Origin of the sequence: Bradyrhizobium sp. SZCCHNGR1005 (assembly GCF_032489995.1) — a bacterium.
Taxonomy (GTDB): domain Bacteria; phylum Pseudomonadota; class Alphaproteobacteria; order Rhizobiales; family Xanthobacteraceae; genus Bradyrhizobium.
The window spans coordinates 211339-231165 of the sequence record NZ_JAUEZC010000009.1 but is presented as its reverse complement, the minus strand read 5'-3'; the positions used below and the strand labels follow the sequence as shown (position 1 = coordinate 231165).

Below are 19827 nucleotides of genomic sequence, written 5' to 3'. Positions count from 1 at the left end.
CATGCAACTTCCTCGCTGCGGTCGCACTCGCCTCAGCGCGCCTCTGGACTAGAGTTTATGAGTCCACGCCCTAGCTCAAGGTCGGATAACCGTCATCTTGAACGGAGCTGCGTTCGCGGCAGCGTGCGCCACCGCGTCATTGGCGTGGTCGAGCTCGAAGCTGGTGGTCTCGAACTGATCGAGCCGCAACAGGCCGGCACGGATCAGCCCGACCAGCCGCACCGTCGCATCCGGCGGGCACATCCAGACGCCGTGGATGGTGATGCAGTTGCGCATGATCCAGGGGTAGGGCAGCTCGAGCCCGGCGCCGCCGAGCATTCCCACGCCACCCATCAGGACGACGCGCCCATAGGGCCGCACCGTCATCAGTGCGGCGCCCACGACGGTGGTTGAGACCGACGGCGGCATGATGTCCATCACGCAATCGATCGGTCCAGGAGCCGCCCGTTTCATCCGCTCGCGATCCTCATCCTCATTGCCCGTGAGCTTGACTGTGCGGACGCGATCGCCAAAACGGCGTTCCAGATCGGCGAGGACGGCAAGGTTGCGGCCAGGCGCGACGACGCAAGCCGCGCCCATTGCGAGCGCAACCACTACCGCAGCGCTGCCGAAATGGCCGGTGGCGCCGCTGACCAGCACAGTTTCGCCCGCTTGCAGCTTGGCGGAGAGGAAGCCGCCATAGGGTACAAGCAATGTGGTGAGTGCGCACCAACGTGCGGCATCGCTCTCGCTGATCGCGCCGATGGGCTTGGCATTCTCGGTTGGTACCAGCATTTTTTCCGCGAATGCGCCGTGGCCGAAATGGCGCTGCAGCTTCAATGCAGCTGGCCCGCGTGCACTCCAGCCCTGCAACGTGATGTCGGGCGCGAGGGCGTCATCGCGCGAGCGGATGGTCGGATCGCAGAACACCCAATCGCCGACCTTCAGATGCGTGGCGTCGGGGCCGGTCGCATCCACGCGGCCGATACAGCCGGGGCCTGGAATAATCGGCAACTCGAGCTGATATCGACGCTCGCGGCTGAAGACTTCGTTGGCGTAGGACAGCACGCCCGCCGCGACGACGTCGACGACGACTTCGCCGGTGCCAAGCACGGGATCGGGAACGGTCTCGATCGCGAGCGGTGATCCGAAGGATTTCAAAACGGCAGCTTTCATCGGCGTCCTCCATGCTGGGGTAGCTCCAACGACCGTGCCGGGATACGCTGCGCACAGGAAGGCCTGGTATTATCCTAGGATTGTAGGAACCATCTTCGCCCGATTGGCGGGCAGCCGTGGGTGTGATCGGCAGCGGCGCTGCATCATATCATTGGCCTTACTGCAATGATGTGAGAACAGGGATGAGCGATCTGCGTCGGGCCGAATTCGGCAATTTTCTGCGCTCGCGGCGTGAAAAGCTGACGCCGAAGGCGGTCGGACTTGCAGCCGGACGGCGGCGCCGTACCGCGGGTCTGCGCCGCGAGGAGGTCGCCGAACTCGCAGGCATCGGCGTCGATTGGTACATCCGCCTCGAGCAGGGCCGCGCCGTGAACCCGTCGGCATCGACTGTGGACGCTTTGGCGCGAGCGTTGCGGCTCTCGAAGGCCGAACATGCGCATCTCAAGGCCTTGGCGCGCGTCGGCGACCGCAAGCCGTTCGTGCGCGAGGAGGTGCCGGCGCATTTGCGTAATCTGGTCGAAGGTCTCAACCAGCCCGCCTACATCACCGGACGCCGTTGGGACGTGCTGGCGTGGAATCCGGCGGCTGACGAGATCTTCGGTTTCTCTGGCCTCGGCGAGGACGAGCGCAACACCTTGATCCTGATGCTCTGCTCGTCGCGCGCGCGAAAGCTGTTCGGCGCGGGATGGAAGGATCAAGCCAGGCGGATGGTCGCGCAATTCCGCGCCACGCATGATCTGTGGGTCGGCGATCCGGCATTCGTCGCTCTCATCGAGCGGCTCAGCTGCGGCAGCCGCGAATTCAAGATCTGGTGGGCCGCGCACGACATCCGCGGTCCCGCGGCGGGGCAGAAACTGCTGGAGCACCCGAGCAAGGGGCGACTGAAGCTGCAATATGCAAGCTTCCAGGCCAATGACGATCCCGCACTCAAGCTCACCATCTACACCACGCAGGTGTAATTGCGGCACGCAGCGTCGCATCATTGAGACGCGATCGCGTCGACATCGTGGAGCAAAGCGGAGCGTCGTCCTGGCTCAATGTGACCAGCAAGAGGCGCGCGCCTCGAGTCCTTCACACATGAGTGCGGCATTTGCGTAACAGCGTGCGTAACCCCTGCAAATATAGGGGATTTTGCGAATCCCAGAAAAGCCGGAAACGGAAATCAATTGTTGTGCTGAGTGCTGATCGCGTGAGCCTGCCTGGGCCGGCATTACGGGAGCGCTGATAGTTGAGAACCTAAGGTTTGGGGACCTTGGATCGAATATACGGAGTTCGACAATGAAGAAGCTCTTCCTCGCAACCGTGTTGCCCGGCGTCGTAGCGGCGTCGGCTTCCGCGGTCGCTGCCGATCTTCCAGTCAAGGGGCGCGCTTACACCAAGGCTCCTGCTGCCGTCATGGAGGCGGTCTACGACTGGAGCGGGTTCTATGGCGGTATCAACGCCGGCGGCGGCTCGAGCCGCAATTGCTGGAATCTGGTGCAGAATGCCGGCGTCATCGTCAATCCGGCAATGAACCGCGAGGGGTGCAGCGGCGGCGGCGGTGCTGCCGTCGGTGGCCAGATCGGCTATCGCTATCAGACGGGGAACTGGGTGTTCGGCGTCGAGGCGCAAGGTGACTGGGCCGACTTCAAGGGCACCAACCGCAACTTGATACTTCCGAACGTCAGCGACCGCTCCCGAACCAACGGTTTCGGCCTGTTCACCGGCCAAGTCGGTTACGCCTTCAACAACGTGCTCGCCTATTTCAAGGGCGGTGCGGCCGTTGTCGGCGACAAATACGATACGTTCAACACGGCGACCGGCGTGATGCTCGACAAGGCCAACACCACGCGTTGGGGCGGGACGGTCGGCGCCGGCGTCGAGTATGGCTTTGCGCCGAACTGGACGGTGGGCGTCGAATACGACCACATCTTCCTCGGCACCAAGAACCTGAACTTCACCAACGCGGCCAACATCGTGCAGATGCAGCGCCGCATCAGTGGGGATACCGATATCGGGCTGGTGCGCGTGAACTACAAGTTCGGGCCTGGCGGCTTCGGCATGTTCCGATAGCCGTAGCGACAGCATTCCCGGTCGCAGGGCCAGGGATGCCGATGTCAGCGCGGTCGTCGAGGACCAGGGCGCGGGGCGCGCTCGGTCGCGGTAAAATAGGGATTGATCTCGCAGCCGGCCGAGCGGCCGGCTGCATTGAACTTGCAGGCCTCGATCGATTGATAACGGCAATCGATATAGCCGTTGGGGCCATACGTGTGCAGGCAGACCGGGAAGTTCGGATCATAGGTCTGCGCATGCGCTGCGCCGCTTGCGAGCAGCGCTGCCGAGACCAGTACTGTCGGCGCAAACTTCCGCATCGTTGGATCGCCAACTCCGGCTGGGGCCATCCGTCCTGATTCGCTCAGTCCTCTTCGAAGACGAAAGGATTTGGCAGCGGCGCGTATGGATTCGGCCGGGGTGGACGCGGCCGAATCCGCTGCCTCTGCGGATACGGGTAGGGCGTCGCGCGCGGATCGTCGCTGACGCCGGCGAAATAGGGATTGGCGATGCAGTACAGCCGGCGGCCGGAAGCGGTGGCCAAGCACTGGTCGTAGGTATCGAAACTGCAGTTGCTCAAGCCCGGAAATTCGTCGCCCTGAATACAGAACGGATGGCGGATGCCGACGGCCTGGGCCGGCGCGTTGGCCGCCATGAGTAAGCCGCTGGCAGCCAAAGCTGCGAAAAGCACGTCACGCATCGAGAGAATCTCCTTCCAGGACCTCGCTTCGGTGCCTTGGAACTGGATGTTCGTACAAGATGCAAGGACAAAACGGATGCAGAGATCCGATCGGCGCGCAGCGTGTCTTTACCGCCGCGCAAAGTTTCATCAACTACTTGTGATATCACGTTAATTTCCGGTAATGCCGAGCCGGCTTTCGTCCCCGGCTGTGGCCTTCCGGCTACAGCAATTGTGGCCGACCTTGCTAAGACGTGGCGATGGCCTGGGGGCCTCGAGACGAAAACTGGACTAAGTGATGAAGAAACTTCTGTTGATTACGACGGCGCTTGTGGCGCTCGGCTCGCCGGCGATGGCCGCGGACCTCGCCGCGCGTCCGTACACCAAGGCGCCGCCGGCGGTCGCTGCTGCGATCTACGACTGGAGCGGCTTCTACATCGGTATCAATGGCGGCGGTGGCTGGAGCCACAACAGCTGGGATCTGACCAGCTTCGGTGGCCTTCCGGCTGGCGGAGCCGAGGGCTCCCACGACGCGTCCGGCGGCACCGTCGGTGGCCAGATCGGCTACCGCTGGCAGACCGGTCCGGTCGTGTTCGGTATCGAAGCGCAGGGCAACTGGGCCGACATCAGCGGCAGCAATGTCAGCAACGTGTTCGCTCCCGATTCGAACCGCTCCAAGATCGACGCGTTTGGCCTGTTCACCGGCCAGATCGGCTATGCCTTCAACAACGTGCTGCTCTACGCCAAGGGCGGTGCTGCTGTGACCGACAGCAAGTACGAGATCCTCTCCGGCTTCACCGGTGGTGTTCTGGCTTCGACCACCAAGACTCGTTGGGGTGGCACGATCGGCGCCGGCGTCGAATACGCGTTTGCCCCGAACTGGTCGCTCGGCTTCGAGTACGACCACTTGTTCATGGGCCGCGAGGACGTCGGCTTCACCGGCGCTGCGTTCACGCAGACCGACAGCATCAAGCAGGACGTCGACCTGTTCACCGCCCGCGTCAACTACAAGTTCGGCGGCCCGGTGCTCTCGAGGTACTGATTCTCCGCAGTCGAACGGCGGATCGGAATGGCCCCGGCGCGCGAGCGCCGGGGTTTTTCGTTGCGCGTGACACGGATTAACCACGAGCCGGAGAGCTGGCCGGTTGCGGGCGCGCATAGCTTGACCTTAGAACAAAAAAGGAACATTGTTCTTCCTATGTTCTCTGTCAGGGAGGCTCCCATGCTGAAGGTTTTCGTTGAAGAAGCCGCCGCACTGGCGTCGATCACATTGTTCGTCGGGATGGTCGCGCTCTGGGCGCAAATCATTCCGCAGCTTTGATTTTTGGAAGGCGCCCCGGGCGGCTGGGGAAAATTGGGATGGAGCGGCCGGCGCCGAGACTCCGGCCCGGAGTCATCCGATAGTATGCCCGCGCCGAGGCCGAGTCGGTTGAGGAGAGGTGACGACCGAACCTGCCGGCAGCCGCGTCCTACGTCGTGATCCCGGAAGCCAAGATTCCGGGAAGACAGACTTCTGAAATCAAAGGCGAGCATGTCCAGCGCTGGATTCATCCATCTCCACGTCCATTCCGCCTATTCGCTGCTGAAAGGCTCGATCAAGATCGGCAAGCTCAGCGAGCTTGCCAAGGCGGACCGGCAGCCGGCGCTGGCGCTGACCGACACCGACAACATGTTCGGTGCGTTGGAATTTTCCGAGAAGATGGCGGGCTATGGCATCCAGCCGATCATCGGCTGCGAGCTCGCGATCGATTTCGGCGACGTCGATCCCAACGCCCGCAGCGCCGGAGCAATCGCAACCCCTGCCCGAATCGTTCTGCTGGCGGCGCGCGAGGAGGGCTACCGTCACCTGATGCGCCTGAACTCGCGCGCGTTTCTGGAGACGCCGACCCACCAGGCGCCGCACATCAAGTATGACTGGCTGACGGAGGGCGCCGATGGGCTGATCGCGCTGACCGGCGGGCCCGATGGGCCGATCTCGCTCGCGATCCAGCACGATCATGCCGCGCTCGCCGGGCAGCGCTGCGAGCGACTGGCCAGCGTATTCGGCGATCGCCTCTATATTGAACTGCAACGCCACGGCATGGACAAGGAGCGCCGCGTCGAGAGCGGCCTGATCGATATCGCCTATGCGCACGGCCTGCCCCTGGTCGCGACCAACGAGCCGTATTTCGCCGCGAGCGACGATTATGAAGCCCATGACGCACTGCTCTGCATCGCGGGCGGGCATCTGATCGCCGATACCGAGCGCGCGCAGTTGACGCCCGACCACCGCTTCAAGACCCGCGCGGAAATGGCGGTGCTGTTCGCGGATATTCCGGAGGCGTTGGCATCGACCGTCGAGATCGCCCAACGTTGCTCGTTCCGGCCTAGAACGCGCAAGCCGATCCTGCCGCTGTTCACGGTCGGCGCCGGCACCGACGCCGCCGATGCGGCCAGCGCCGAGGCCGCCGAATTGAAGCGCCAGGCGGAAGAGGGGTTGGAGCGGCGGCTGCGCGTGCACGGCCTCGCGCCGGGGATGACGGAGGAGGACTATCAGAAGCGGCTTGCCTTCGAGCTCGACGTCATCACCCGCATGAAATATGCGGGCTACTTCCTGATCGTGTCCGACTTCATCAAATGGGCCAAGGCGCACGGCATTCCGGTTGGACCAGGCCGTGGTTCCGGCGCAGGCTCGCTGGTCGCCTGGGTGCTCACGATCACCGATCTCGACCCGATGCGGTTCGCGCTGCTGTTCGAGCGCTTCCTCAATCCCGAGCGCGTCTCGATGCCGGACTTCGACATCGACTTCTGCCAGGACCGCCGCGGCGAAGTGATCTCCTACGTGCAGCAGCGCTACGGGCGCGACCAGGTGGCGCAGATCATCACCTTCGGTACGTTGCAGGCGCGCGGCGTGCTGCGCGATGTCGGCCGCGTGCTGCAGATGCCCTACGGCCAGGTCGACAAGCTGACCAAGCTGGTGCCGCAGAATCCGGCCGCGCCCGTCACCTTGGCGGCCGCGATCGAGGGCGAGCCGAAGCTGCAGGCCTTCCGCGACGAGGATCCGGTAGTGGCGCGCGCCTTCGACATCGCGATGCGGCTCGAAGGCCTGACGCGCCACGCCTCCACCCACGCGGCCGGCATCGTGATCGGCGACCGTCCGTTGAGCGAGCTCGTACCGCTCTATCGCGATCCGAAATCCGACATGCCGGTCACCCAGTTCAACATGAAATGGGTCGAGCCGGCCGGCCTCGTCAAATTCGACTTCTTGGGCCTCAAGACGCTCACCGTGCTCGACGTCGCGGTGAAGCTGCTGAAGCAGCGCGACGTTCATGTCGATCTTCCGACGCTGCCGATCGACGATGCCACGAGCTATCAGATGCTGGCGCGCGGTGATGTGGTAGGCGTGTTCCAGGTTGAAAGTCAGGGCATGCGGCGGGCGCTGATCGATATGCGCCCGGACCGTTTCGAGGACATCATCGCGCTGGTCGCGCTGTACCGGCCGGGCCCGATGGCGAACATCCCGACCTATTGCGCCCGCAAGCATGGCGAGGAGGAGCCGGAATATCTGCATCCGATCCTGGAGCCGATCCTGAAAGAGACGTTCGGCGTCATCATCTATCAGGAGCAGGTGATGCAGGTCGCGCAGCAGATGTCCGGCTATTCGCTCGGCGAAGCCGACCTGTTGCGCCGCGCCATGGGCAAGAAGATCCGCGCCGAGATGGACAAGCAGCGCGTCCGCTTCGTCGACGGCGCGATCAAGAACGGCGTGCCGAAGGATCAGGCCGACACCATCTTCGACCTGCTTGCCAAGTTCGCCGACTACGGCTTCAACAAGTCGCACGCCGCGGCCTATGCGCTGGTGTCCTACCACACCGCCTATATGAAGGCGCATTATCCGGTCGAGTTCATCGCGGCGTCGATGACGCTCGATCTCAACAATACCGACAAGCTCTCGGAATTCCGCTCCGAAGCTCAGCGCCTCGGCATCAAGGTCGAGCCGCCCTCGATCAACAAGTCCGGGCCGACCTTCGAGGTCAGCGGCAACACGATCTATTACGCGCTCGCAGCGCTCAAGGGCGTCGGCCCGCAGGCGATCGAGCTCATCGTGGAGGCCCGTAACAAGAGCGGGCCGTTCAAGTCGCTTGCGGACTTTGCCGCCCGCGTCAATCCGCGGGCCATCAACAAGCGAATCATCGAAAGCCTCGCTGCGGCCGGCGCCTTCGATGTGGTCGACACGAACCGGGCGCGGGTGTTCGCCGGCGCGGATGCGATCGTCGCGGCCTGCCAGCGCGCGCATGAAGCCGAAACCTCAGGCCAGAACGACATGTTTGGCAATGCGGCGGACGCGCCGACCATCGTGCTTCCGAACATCGAGAACTGGCTGCCGGCCGAGCGCCTGCGGCGCGAATATGATGCGATCGGCTTCTTTCTGTCCGGCCATCCGCTCGACGATTATGCGACGGCGCTGAAGCGGCTGCGGGTGCAGAGCTGGGCGGAGTTCTCGCGCGCGGTGAAGACCGGCGCGACCGCCGGCAAGGTGGCCGCCACCGTGGTGTCGCGTATGGAGCGCCGCACCAAGACCGGCAACAAGATGGGAATCATCGGCCTGTCCGACCCCACCGGACATTTCGAGGCCGTGCTGTTCTCCGAAGGGTTGGCGCAATATCGCGACGTGCTGGAGCCAGGTGCCGCCGTGCTGCTGCAGCTAGGGGCCGAGCTGCAGGGCGAGGACGTCCGCGCCCGGGTGCTGCATGCCGAACCGCTCGATGACGCCGCCGCCAAGACGCAGCGCGGCTTGCGGATCTTCCTGCGCGACACCAAGCCGCTCGACTCGATCGTCAAGCGGCTGCAGGGGCCGGAAGCCCAGCCCGTCAACGGCAATGGTACCGGCAATGGTGCACTTGCGAAGGGAACGGCGTCCCCGCTGGTGCCGCGTGCGGCGGCCGGCGAGGGTGAGGTCTCGCTGGTCATGATGCTGGACGTCGAGACCGAGGTCGAGATGAAGCTGCCGGGCCGCTTCAAGGTTTCGCCACAAATTGCGGGCGCGATCAAAGCGGTGACCGGTGTCGTCGAGGTCCAGACGCTCTGATGGCGAGGAACTGCGCCGTTCAACTGCGGTTCAGCTGATGGATCGCTGAATCCAGGTGATTGTCTGCGAGTGCCGGAGGCTCCAATGCGATTGGCCGGGAGGTCGTGTTTTCTTTTCATCTGCCTGCTTCTCATAGGCCTCGCGCTGCGGCTGGCGCCGCCGGCGGCCGCACAGCAGCAGCCCGGTCAGGAAAAGCGCATCGCGCTCGTGATCGGTAACGGCGCCTATGCCAAGGGACCGCTCGCCACGACGGCCAACGATGCTGGGCTGATCGCGCAGACCCTGCAGGCGGCCGGTTTCGACGTGATCGGCGCCCGCGACCTCGACGGCGACAGCCTGCGCAAGAGCTTTCGCGACTTCATGCAGAAGGCGCAGTCGTCGGACAACAATACGGTCGCGATGATCTATCTCGCCGGCTACGGCGTGCAGATGGCGGGCGAGAACTATTTCATCCCGGTCGATTCCACGATCAATCGCGACACCGACATCCCGACCGAGGGCTTGCGGATCGGCGACTATCTGCGGCAGCTCGCGGCAATCCCGCTCAAGGCGAGCATTGTCGTGCTCGATGCCGCGCGCCAGCAGCCATTCGTCCAGGGCGGACAGCTCGCCGGTGGTCTCGCACTGGTCGAACCGGACAACAACATGCTGATCGCCTTCAGCGCGGCGCCCGGCACGGTCGCGCCGAGCGAGAGCGGCACTTATGGGATCTATGCGCAATCGCTCGCCGAAATGATCCGTACCGGCGGCTTGTCGCTGCCGGACGTGTTCGATCGGGTCCGGCTCCGCGTCAACGAGGCCACCAAGGGCGCGCAGGTGCCGTGGGACGCACAGAAGATCCAGGCCACCTTCAGCTTCTTCGATCGCGCGCCGGATGCACCCGCAGCGCAGGCGCAGCCGGCGCAGGTCGTCGCCATGCGCGAGCGGCCGCTGCGCGAGTTGTCGGTTCAGGAGGCCTATACGGCCGCGCTGGAGCGCGACTCGCTGCAGGGCTATGAGGAGTTCCTGGCCGCGTTTCCAAGCGATCCGCTGGCGAAGCGGGTGAGGGCGCTGGTCGCGATCAGGCGCGAGGCCATCACGTGGCGCCGCACCTACCGTGCCGACACGCCGGATGCGTATTGGTCCTATCTCAGACGCTACCCGCACGGCCCGCACGCCGAGGACGCGCGGCGGCGGCTGGCGATCCTGACCGCGCCGCTGGAGCCGCCGCCGTCCTTTGCGATGATGGATTACGACGTGCCGCCGCCCCCGCCGGACGAGGTCATCTATGTCGACCGTCCGGTGCTGATGTTCTCCGATCCTGAATTTGCCTTCGCGCCGCCGCCACCGCCGCCGGTGTTCGTGCTGCCGCCGCCGCCGCCGGATTTCGTGGTGCTGTCGCCGCCAATCGAGCCGGTCGGGCTGTTCGTGTTGCCGCAGCCGATGTTCGTGCCGATACCGGTCTATGTCCGGGCGCCGGTTTATGTGGCGCCGCCAGCGAACAACATCATCTTCAACAACATCCACAATACGAACGTCATCAACACGGTGATCAACCAGCCGCCGCCTCCGGCACCCGCGCCGGGCGCACCTGTCGCCGCTGGTCCGCATCCGGTGCCTGCCGCCGCCCCGGCCTTGCCGCCCGCGGTGGCGCAACGGGCCACGCTGATCCAGCAGGGCAAGGCCCCGGTGCCGCCAAGCGCTGCGATCAGTCCGATCGGGCGCACTCCCGGTACGCCGCAGCCGGCTCCGGCCAATGTGACGCCAAGCGCGGCACCGTCGCCACCAGCTGCACCGGCGGCAAACCTGCCGCTTCCCAACGCACTGCCGGTGCCCGGCAGTCATGGCGCGCCGCCGGCACCGGCAGCTGTCACCACCGCGCCGAATCCACGGACGTCTTCGCCGCTGTCGCCAGGACAGCCGCCGACGCCATCGAATCTGCAGGTCAACCGCACCCCGCCGGGTGCGACCGCCGCGCCATCCACCAAGCCGCCGCCGTCCGGCGCCCAGCCCCAGACCATGCCGGCCGCGGCACCGCCGGCAAGGCCGGAGGCGCATCCTCGGATCGAACGCGCAGCCCCGCCACCTGCGCATCCGTCGCCGCCTGCGGCACGTCTTTCCGCGCCGCCCCCGGCTGCCCGGCCGGCACCGCCACCGACGGTTCATGCCGCTCCGCCACCGCAGGCTCCGCGGCCGCCGGCTGCGGCGATGGTCCGGCCCTCTGCGCCGCCGCCGCCACGGCCTGCGGCTCCCCCGCCGATGGCGAGGCCCGCACCGCCGCCACCGCGCCCGGCCGCACCGCCGCCGCAAATGGCGAGGCCGGCGCCTCCGCCGCCGCCGATGGCGAGGCCTGCACCGCCCCCGCAGCAGATGGCACGGCCTGCGCCGCCTCCGCAGGCGGCGAGACCTGGGCCGCCGCCGCAACAGAAGAAGTGCCCGCCGAACGTGCAGCATTGCTGAGCTCGCGCGGCGATCGCGAGCGGTGGAGCGGCCATCGGCGCGCACCGATTCGGTGACGGCGGCCGCGGTTGCAACTGCCCGGCGTTTTCGTTATTGGCGGGCCGCCGGGTCATGCGTCCTCGATCTCTGGCGTGAAACGCCTCGGGCGAGGGTGCGTTGCGGGGGCCTCTTTGAAACTGACTGCCAGCATTTTGCGCGCGTTGCTGCGGCTTGGCGCCGTCGCGCTCAGCCTTTGCAGCATCATGCCGGCGGCGGCCCAGACGCCGTCGGGCGCCGAGGGGGTCTATGCCTCGGCACCGCCGCGGCTGTTGCAGATCCGCACGCTGGTTGCGGATGCCGGCCGGCAGACCTCGACCGGCTCCGGATTTCTGGTCTCCGCGGACGGGCTTGCCATCACCAACTATCATGTCGTCTCGGATGTGGCGCTCGAGCCCAAGACCTACCGGCTCGAATACACCGCGGCGGACGGAACCCACGGCGAGGTCAGTCTGCTTGCTGTCGATCTGCCGAACGACCTCGCGCTCATTCGCGTCGACAAGCACGACGCGCCGTTCTTCAGCTTCGACAAGGCGGCGCTGGACGGCAGTCTGCAAAAGGGCGAGCGGCTCTATTCGCTGGGCAATCCGCTCGACCTCGGGTTCACCATCGTCGAGGGCACCTATAACGGCCTGGTCGAGCACAGCTACAACGAACACATCCATTTCACCGGTGCGCTCAATCCCGGCATGAGCGGCGGACCGTCGGTCAATACACAGGGGCAGGTGGTCGGCATCAACGTCGCCACCCGCCGCGGCGGCCAGCTCATCAGCTTCCTGGTGCCGGCGCGGTTTGCAGCCGCCTTGCTGGAGCGATCGCGCGAGCGGCGGCCCTCGCCCGCGGACCTGCGCAACGACGTCACCGAGCAGTTGGCGGCGTGGCGCTCGGCGCTGTACCGGTCGTTTGCCCAGCAGGGGTTTCGCGCGGCCTCGCTCGGGCCGTATCAGGCCCCGGAAACCCGTGCGCCCTGGTTCGAGTGCTGGAGCCAGACCAATGCCAGCGCCTCGCCGAAGCCGCGCACCAACATCAATTCGACCACCTGCACCGCCGATGCCAGCGTGTTCATCGCCTCTGATCTGAACACCGGCACGGTCCAGATGAGCAATTCATACGCCAAGTCGATCGACCTGAACGAATTCCAGTTCGCCACCGTGCTGACGCAACTGGCGCAGCCGCGGCTGACGCCCGGCGGCTCGTTCCGCAAATGGTACACGCCGCAGCGATGTCTGGAGGATTTCGTCGGTCTGGCGCCAGCCTCTGCTCATCCGCCGCTGCGGGTCATTTGGTGCGCCCAGGGCTATCGGGAATTCGCCGGCCTGTACGATGTCGTGCTCGTGGCCGTGACGCAGGATCATGGTGACGAAGCGCTGGTCTCGCGCCTCAGCCTGCAGGCGGTCGCTTATGAAGATGCGATGCATCTCGGCCGGAGCTTCATCAACGGGTTGCAGGTCGTCCGATGATCTGGGTCGAGATTCTCTCCAGGCATCGCGACGTCGTCGGGCGCTTTCGCATCGACCGTCCCGAGATCACCATCGGCCGCGGTTACGACAACGACGTCGTCGTCGATGACCCCTATGTCGCTGCACAGCACGTCCGGATCTTCCGCGACGAATCCGGACGGCTTGTCGCCGAGGATCTCGGCAGCGCCAACGGTCTTTACCTGGAGAAGAGCAAGAGCCGGTGCGCGCGCGTGACGCTGGACGGTATCCAGCCGATCCGGATCGGACAGAGTCTGCTGCGGATCCGCGAGATCAGCCACGCCGTCGAACCTGAGCGGCTCGCAGGATCCGAGCGCAGGTCGCTGCAAATCGGCGCTGCGTTGGGCCTCGGTGTCCTGCTGCTCGGCATCGACGCGCTGCTCATCTGGATCGGCGAGACCTCCGAGTCGCATGCGTCGAACTATCTGCTGCCGTCACTCGCTTTGTTCGGCACGGCCGCGGCCTGGGTGGGCATGTGGTCCTTGCTGTCGCGCCTGTTTGCCGGCCGCTCGATGTTTCTGCATCATGTCCTGATCGCGGAGGCGGGGCTGCTGGCGTTCTGGCTCTACAGCGAGTTCGCGCAGGTGTCCTCATTCGCCCTGACCTGGCCGGGCGCATTCACCTACCAATATGTCGCATCCTGGCTGATGATCGCGGCAGTCTGTTTCCTGCATCTGCGCGAGGTCGGCCGCACCCACCTGATGGCAAAAGGCGTCGTCGTGGGGCTGCTGCTCGTGACCGCGATCGCCGTACAGACGTTGCAGCGGTCCGAGGCCTTTGCCAATTCGGGCCGGCAGACCGTTTCCCATGTCATCCTGCCGCCGTCGCTGCGGCTGGTTCCGCTGCGGGACGAGGGGGCGCTCATGGGCGACATCGAGAAGCTGAAGCTCAAACTGGACGACGACCGTTCCGAGGCGAGCAAGGCCAGCCGCGACCATTAAGCCGCGCTCTTTTGAGCTGCGGCCCGTCGGCCGCAGCCTTGGAACTCTGAAGCCACACCTTCAAGCGTAATTCAGACTTCGATGTCGCCACAGGTTGCAGAGGTTCCGCCACCGTCATACCGTGTCCGGGGAACTACGGGGGCGGCAATGGAATGGCGTGCGGTTGCGGGGCTGAGTTTGGCCCTGCTGGTATCTGGTTGTGTCACGGGCAAGGAGGGGACGGAATTTGCCGTCGTGGCGCAGAAGGTCGGGCCCCCCAAAGCCGGGCAATCCCGCGTCGTCATTCTCAGCCAGAAGGAATCCTGGCTCGATGCCACGAGCTGCGACGCCAAGGTCGATGGGGTTTTGCTGAGCCGGGTGCTGCCCGGAACCTATGCCTATGTCGACCGGCCCGCCGGCCACCACCATCTCGTCGCCACCCAGACGCTGTTTCCCGGCGATTCCACCCTCGATTTCGATACCGAGCCGGGTCGGACCTATTTCTTTTCGATCCGGCCGAGCGAGCGGTCCAGGGCGATGCAGGGCGGTGGGATGGTTTTCGGTCTCGTCGGCGTCGGGGTGATGGCGGCGGCATCGTCGGGAGCGGACAACAAGGGCCCGGTCGACTTCGTTCCGCTCCAGGAACAGCAGGCGAGACCGGCCCTCGCGGAGCTTCTGCAGGCCGAATAGCCTCCAATTTCCTTGCGTTACGCGAAAATCCGGCTATATAGCGCGCCATCTCACACGGAAACATGGCTCTCTTGAGAGGCCGTCCGGTGGCAAACCGGGCCGCAAGGCTCGCATTTGCTCACGCGTTTCCGGAGGAACCAACCGGAGAATAGAACCAATGGCGCTGCCCGATTTCACCATGCGCCAGCTGCTTGAAGCTGGCGTGCACTTTGGTCACCAGTCTCACCGCTGGAATCCGAAAATGGCCGATTTCATTTTCGGGGCCCGCAACAACATCCATATCATCGACCTCGCTCAGACCGTGCCGCTGCTGCATACGGCGCTGCAGGCCGTGAGCGACACCGTCGCCAAGGGCGGCCGCATCCTGTTCGTCGGCACCAAGCGCCAGGCGCAGGACAATGTCGCCGACGCGGCCAAGCGCTCCGCGCAGTATTTCGTCAATTCGCGCTGGCTCGGCGGCACGCTGACCAACTGGAAGACGATCTCGGCCTCGATCAAGCGCCTGCGTCATCTCGACGAGGTGCTGTCCTCGGGCGAAGCCAATTCCTACACCAAGAAGGAGCGGCTGACCCTGCAGCGCGAGCGCGACAAGCTCGACCGTTCGCTCGGCGGCATCAAGGACATGGGCGGTCTGCCCGACCTGATCTTCGTGATCGACACCAACAAGGAAGACATCGCGATCCAGGAGGCCCAGCGCCTCAATATCCCGGTCGCCGCGATCGTTGATACCAATTGCGACCCGAAGGGCATCACCTATGTGGTGCCGGGCAATGACGACGCCGGCCGCGCCATTTCGCTGTATTGCGACCTGGTCGCGCGCGCCGCGATCGACGGCATTTCGCGGGCACAGGGTGAGCTCGGCATCGATGTCGGTGCCTCCGCGACCCCGATGCAGGAAGATCTGCCGACCGCGCCGACCGCCTCGACGTTCCAGGGCCTGCCTGGACCGCGCGGCACCGCCGACGATCTCAAGAAGCTCACCGGCGTGTCCGGCGCGATCGAGAAGAAGCTGAACGATCTCGGCATCTTCCATTACTGGCAGCTCGCCGAGCTCGACCACGACACCGCGCATCAGATCGGCGAAGAAGTCGGTCTGCCGAGCCGGGCCGACGCCTGGGTCGCCCAGGCGAAGTCTCTCGCGGACGCTTAAGCTCGCGGGCTTAAAATGGTGGCCGGCGTCATACGCCGGCCATGACGATCGATCTACGCATTTCCTGACGGCGGACGGCGCGCACCCGGTGGCGCGCCGCGATCTGCACAGGCAAAAGGACGCTCATAATGGCTACTATCACCGCAGCGATGGTCAAGGACCTGCGCGAGTCGACCGGCGCAGGCATGATGGATTGCAAGGCCGCTCTCACCGAGACCGGTGGCGACCTGCAGGCTGCGCAGGATTGGCTGCGCAAGAAGGGCCTCTCGAAGGCGGCGAAGAAGGCCGGCCGCGTCGCGGCCGAGGGCCTGATCGGCGCGCTGACGGCGGGCAACAAGGGCGTGCTGGTCGAGGTCAATTCCGAGACCGATTTCGTCGCCCGCAACGAGCACTTCCAGGGCCTGGTCAAGATGATCGCGCAAGTCGCGCTCGACGCCGGCGCCGACATCGAGAAGATCAAGGCCGCCAAGGTCGGCAGCATCACGGTGGAAGCCGCGATCGCGGACTCGATCGCCACCATCGGCGAGAACCAGACGCTGCGCCGTGCCGCCGCGCTTACGGTCAATCAGGGCGTGGTGTCGAGCTACGTTCATGGTGCGGTGATCGAAGGCGCCGGCAAGATGGGCGTTATCGTCGCGCTGGAATCGTCCGGCAAGACCGATGAACTCGCGCATCTCGGCCGCCAGCTCGCGATGCATGTCGCGGCCGCCAACCCGCAGGCGATCGATCCCACGGGCCTGGATCCCGAGCTCGTCAAGCGCGAGAAGGACGTGCTTGCCGACAAGTACCGTCAGCAGGGCAAGCCGGAAAACGTGATCGAGAAGATCGTCGAATCGGGCCTGAAGACCTTCTACAAGGAGGTCTGTCTGCTCGAGCAGGCCTTCATCCACGACAGCGGCAAGTCGGTGGCGCAGGCGCTGAAGGAAGCCGAGGGTAAGGTCGGTGGTCCGATCAAGATTGCCGGCTTCGTGCGCTATGCGCTCGGCGAAGGCATCGAGAAGGAAGAGAGCGACTTCGCAGCCGAAGTCGCCGCCGCCAGCGGCAAGAAGTAACGGCCGAATCGAAGGGCCGGCATCGTTTTCGCGACGCCGGCTCGCGCGGGATAGGGAAGCATAGCACATGGCTGAGCCGGTCTATCGTCGCGTCGTGGTCAAGTTGTCCGGCGAATATCTCGCCGGCCCCCGTTCCGTCGGCATCGACCAGCCGACCGTCGACCGGATCGCCGGCGACCTGATCGCAGCCCAACAGCTCGGGGTCGAGATTGCTGTCGTCGTCGGCGGCGGCAACATGGTCCGCGGTGTCGAGGTCTCCGCCCACGGCGTTTCGCGGCCGACCGGCGACACCATGGGCATGCTGGCCACGATCATGAACTGCCTCGCTCTTGAGGCCGCGATCGAGCGCAAGGGCACGCCGGCCAAGGCGTTGTCGGCCTTCGTGATGCCGGAGATCTGCGAGCTGTTTACCCGCGCTGCAGCGCACAGGCACCTCGCCGAGGGCCGCATCTTGCTGCTCGGTGGCGGCACCGGTAATCCGTTCTTCACGACCGATACCACTGCGGTGCTGCGGGCTGCCGAGATCGACGCCCAGGCGGTGTTCAAGGCCACCAATGTCGATGGCGTCTATAGCGCCGATCCGAAGAAGGATCCGTCGGCGCAGCGATTTGACCGCCTGACCCATTCTCAGGCGATCGAAGGCGGTTACAAGGTGATGGACGCGACCGCATTCGCGCTTGCCCGCGAGACGTCGCTGCCTATCATTGTGTTCTCGATCGCCGAACCCGGATCGATCGGAGCGATGTTGCAGGGCGCAGGCCGCGGCACCATCGTTGCCGGCTGACCAGCCGGGTGGCCGCGGACCGGTTTGAACGCTCGGAAGCGAGCGTGAAAAGCCGTAAGCGAACAGGGATTTGCTGATAGTCCTTCCGTGATCCGAACTGAGCGCGACTGAGGCTTACGACGCGCAAGTCGGATGCGAAGCGACGGGTTGCAGAAAGGAAAGCGTGATGTCCACCGGAGCGTTCGACCTCAACGAATTGAAGCGCCGCATGCAGGGCGCGACCCAGGCGCTCAAGCACGAACTCAGCGGTCTGCGCACCGGCCGTGCCTCGGCCTCGATGCTCGAGCCGGTCCAGGTGGACGCCTATGGCTCGCACATGCCCTTGAACCAGGTCGCCACCATCTCGGTGCCGGAGCCGCGGCTGTTGTCGGTCCAGGTCTGGGACAAGACCATGGTGAAGGCGGTCGAGAAGGCGATCGTCGACTCCAATCTCGGGCTGACGCCTGCGACCGAGGGCCAGGTGCTGCGCCTGCGCGTTCCCGAACTGAACCAGGAGCGGCGCAAGGAGCTCGTCAAGGTCGCCCATAAATATGCGGAAGCTGCGCGCGTGGCCGTGCGCCACGTCCGTCGCGACGGACTCGACACCGTCAAGAAGCTCGAAAAGAACCACGAGATATCCGAGGACGATCAAGAGCGTTTCGCCGCCGACGTGCAGAAGGCGACTGACGGCGTCATTGCCGAGATCGACCAGATGCTGGCGGCGAAGGAAAAGGAAATCCTGACCGTCTGAAGGGAATTTGCGATGTCGAACGCGGCCCCGATGACGGACGAGCCGGACCGATCCGATGGTCCGGCTCATGTCGCCATCATCATGGATGGCAATGGCCGCTGGGCGTCTGCACGCGGCCTGCCGCGCGCGGAAGGCCATCGTCGTGGCGTCGATGCGCTGCGGCGCGTGGTGCGCGCCGCGCCGGAGCTCGGCATCCGCTATCTCACGATCTTTTCCTTCAGCTCGGAAAACTGGTCGCGTCCGGCGAGCGAGATCGGCGATCTGTTCGGCTTGTTGCGCCGCTTCATCCGTAACGATCTCGCGACGCTGCATCGGGACGGCGTAAGGGTGCGGGTCATCGGCGAGCGCGCGGGCCTCGAGCCTGACATCTGCGCGCTGTTGAGCGAGGCCGAAGAGCTGACCCGCAACAACAGCAAGCTGACGCTGGTGGTCGCGTTCAATTATGGCTCGCGCCAGGAAATCGCGCGGGCCGTCCAGCAGCTGGCGCGTGAAGTCGCGGAGGGCAAGCGCGATCCGGCATCCATCGATGCCGATGCGATCGGTCGCCATCTCGACGCGCCCGATATTCCCGATCCCGATCTCATCATCCGCACCAGCGGCGAGCAGCGCCTGTCGAACTTCCTGATGTGGCAGGCCGCCTATAGCGAACTGGTTTTCGTGCCCATTCACTGGCCGGATTTCGACAAGGCCGCGCTCGAGGGCGCGATCGCCGAATTCGGCCGGCGGGAACGTCGCTTCGGCGGCCTCGTTACGAAAACCGCATCGTGAGCAAAACCGACATCGCAAGCGCTGCCGACGCCAAGGGGCCGCAGCATAATTTCCTGTTGCGCGTTGCCGCGGCTCTCGTGCTGGCGCCGCTCGCCTTGGCGGCAGCCTATACCGGCGGCGTGTTCTGGACCGTGCTCGTGACGGTGGCGGCGATCGGTCTTTACGTCGAATGGCTGATGGTGGTCGGCGAAGTCCGCGCGGTCAGTGTCACCGTGACCGGGGCGCTGCTGCTGGCCGTCGCCGGCGTATGTCTTGCGTTCGGCCTGGTCGATATCGCCGTCATCGTCCTTGGGCTTGGGCTTGTCGTGGTCGTCGCGCTCGCAGCCGGTCACCGCAGCTGGGCCGCCGCAGGCTTCGTCTATACGGCCGCGGCGCAATTGGCCTCTGTGCTGGTGCGCCTCGACTCTGAGCATGGCTGGTTTGCCCTGGTGCTCGTGCTGCTGGTGGTGTGGGCGAGCGATATCGGCGGCTATGTCGCCGGACGCGGCATCGGCGGGCCGAAGCTTGCGCCGCACATCAGTCCGAACAAGACCTGGGCCGGCGCGATCGGCGGATTCGTCGGCAGCCTGCTCGTGGCTGCCGGATGGTCGGCCTTCGGGGCCGGCCGCTTGGTGCCGTTCCTCGCCGTTGCGGCTGTGCTGTCGATCGTCTCGCAGCTTGGCGATCTGTTCGAGTCCGCCGTGAAGCGGCGTTTCGGGGTCAAGGACTCCAGTCACATCATCCCGGGCCACGGCGGCCTGTTGGATCGGCTCGACGGTTACGTCGCCGCGGTCGTGTTCGCGGCAGTCTTAGGTTTGGTGCGGGGCGGCCTCGACGGCGTCGGCCGCGGCCTTTTGATATGGTGAAG

17 protein-coding genes are annotated in these 19827 nt (G+C 65.2%); 14 read left to right on the top strand and 3 right to left on the bottom strand.

Going from position 1 to position 19827, the window contains the following annotated elements; genetic code table 11:
• Positions 1-75: 75 nt before the first annotated feature.
• Positions 76-1155 (bottom strand): medium chain dehydrogenase/reductase family protein, encoded by a 1080-nt coding sequence (locus QXZ85_RS29560; protein WP_315768839.1) that lies wholly within the window; start codon positions 1153-1155, stop codon positions 76-78.
• 182 nt (positions 1156-1337) lie between these two features.
• Here QXZ85_RS29560 and QXZ85_RS29555 point away from each other — a divergent pair, with 182 nt between their 5' ends.
• Both QXZ85_RS29555 and QXZ85_RS29550 read left to right on the top strand, forming a co-directional pair.
• Complete coding sequence (locus QXZ85_RS29555) at positions 1338-2114, top strand: helix-turn-helix transcriptional regulator (RefSeq protein WP_315768841.1); 777 nt, start codon at positions 1338-1340, stop codon at positions 2112-2114.
• Between the two features lie 319 nt (positions 2115-2433).
• Positions 2434-3207 carry an outer membrane protein gene (locus QXZ85_RS29550; protein ID WP_315703486.1) on the top strand — a complete coding sequence of 258 codons (774 nt, stop codon included), beginning with the start codon at positions 2434-2436 and terminating at the stop codon, positions 3205-3207.
• Positions 3208-3251: 44 nt separating this feature from the next.
• On the opposite strand, the gene QXZ85_RS29545 is transcribed toward QXZ85_RS29550, so the two are convergent.
• Positions 3252-3506, bottom strand: a complete 255-nt coding sequence (locus QXZ85_RS29545; RefSeq protein ID WP_315703487.1) for a DUF3551 domain-containing protein — start codon at positions 3504-3506, stop codon at positions 3252-3254.
• 44 nt (positions 3507-3550) lie between these two features.
• A complete protein-coding gene (locus QXZ85_RS29540) occupies positions 3551-3886 on the bottom strand; it encodes a DUF3551 domain-containing protein (protein ID WP_315703488.1) in 336 nt (111 codons plus the stop codon).
• Between the two features lie 277 nt (positions 3887-4163).
• On the opposite strand from QXZ85_RS29540, the gene QXZ85_RS29535 reads away from it, so the two are divergent.
• The 12 genes from QXZ85_RS29535 to QXZ85_RS29480 all read left to right on the top strand — a co-directional run bounded on the left by QXZ85_RS29535 (position 4164) and on the right by QXZ85_RS29480 (position 19825).
• Positions 4164-4907 carry an outer membrane protein gene (locus QXZ85_RS29535; protein WP_315762941.1) on the top strand — a complete coding sequence of 248 codons (744 nt, stop codon included), beginning with the start codon at positions 4164-4166 and terminating at the stop codon, positions 4905-4907.
• 489 nt (positions 4908-5396) lie between these two features.
• Positions 5397-8933 carry a DNA polymerase III subunit alpha gene (gene dnaE, locus QXZ85_RS29530; protein ID WP_315768843.1) on the top strand — a complete coding sequence of 1179 codons (3537 nt, stop codon included), beginning with the start codon at positions 5397-5399 and terminating at the stop codon, positions 8931-8933.
• Positions 8934-9017: 84 nt separating this feature from the next.
• On the top strand, positions 9018-11372 hold the full coding sequence (locus QXZ85_RS29525) for a caspase domain-containing protein (protein ID WP_315768846.1): 2355 nt from the start codon (positions 9018-9020) through the stop codon (positions 11370-11372).
• Positions 11373-11614: 242 nt separating this feature from the next.
• The gene (locus QXZ85_RS29520) at positions 11615-12868 is read left to right on the top strand and encodes a S1C family serine protease (protein WP_409977514.1); all 1254 of its coding nucleotides are present in this window, start codon (positions 11615-11617) and stop codon (positions 12866-12868) included.
• Positions 12865-13827, top strand: a complete 963-nt coding sequence (locus QXZ85_RS29515; protein ID WP_316175313.1) for an FHA domain-containing protein — start codon at positions 12865-12867, stop codon at positions 13825-13827. Before QXZ85_RS29520 ends, QXZ85_RS29515 begins: the two co-directional genes overlap by 4 nt.
• A 147-nt stretch (positions 13828-13974) precedes the next feature.
• Positions 13975-14496 (top strand): DUF2846 domain-containing protein, encoded by a 522-nt coding sequence (locus QXZ85_RS29510; protein WP_315806589.1) that lies wholly within the window; start codon positions 13975-13977, stop codon positions 14494-14496.
• A gap of 157 nt (positions 14497-14653) precedes the next feature.
• Positions 14654-15646 (top strand): 30S ribosomal protein S2, encoded by a 993-nt coding sequence (locus QXZ85_RS29505; RefSeq protein WP_316175315.1) that lies wholly within the window; start codon positions 14654-14656, stop codon positions 15644-15646.
• A 128-nt stretch (positions 15647-15774) separates the two neighbouring features.
• Positions 15775-16698, top strand: a complete 924-nt coding sequence (tsf, locus tag QXZ85_RS29500; RefSeq protein ID WP_316175317.1) for a translation elongation factor Ts — start codon at positions 15775-15777, stop codon at positions 16696-16698.
• Between the two features lie 67 nt (positions 16699-16765).
• On the top strand, positions 16766-17482 hold the full coding sequence (gene pyrH, locus QXZ85_RS29495) for a UMP kinase (RefSeq protein ID WP_316175319.1): 717 nt from the start codon (positions 16766-16768) through the stop codon (positions 17480-17482).
• Between the two features lie 166 nt (positions 17483-17648).
• Positions 17649-18212, top strand: a complete 564-nt coding sequence (gene frr, locus QXZ85_RS29490; RefSeq protein ID WP_315703498.1) for a ribosome recycling factor — start codon at positions 17649-17651, stop codon at positions 18210-18212.
• A gap of 12 nt (positions 18213-18224) precedes the next feature.
• Positions 18225-18980 carry an isoprenyl transferase gene (locus tag QXZ85_RS29485; protein ID WP_315703499.1) on the top strand — a complete coding sequence of 252 codons (756 nt, stop codon included), beginning with the start codon at positions 18225-18227 and terminating at the stop codon, positions 18978-18980.
• Positions 18977-19825: a phosphatidate cytidylyltransferase gene (locus QXZ85_RS29480; RefSeq protein WP_316175321.1), complete on the top strand. Its 849-nt coding sequence runs from the start codon at positions 18977-18979 to the stop codon at positions 19823-19825. Before QXZ85_RS29485 ends, QXZ85_RS29480 begins: the two co-directional genes overlap by 4 nt.
• Positions 19826-19827: the final 2 nt, after the last annotated feature.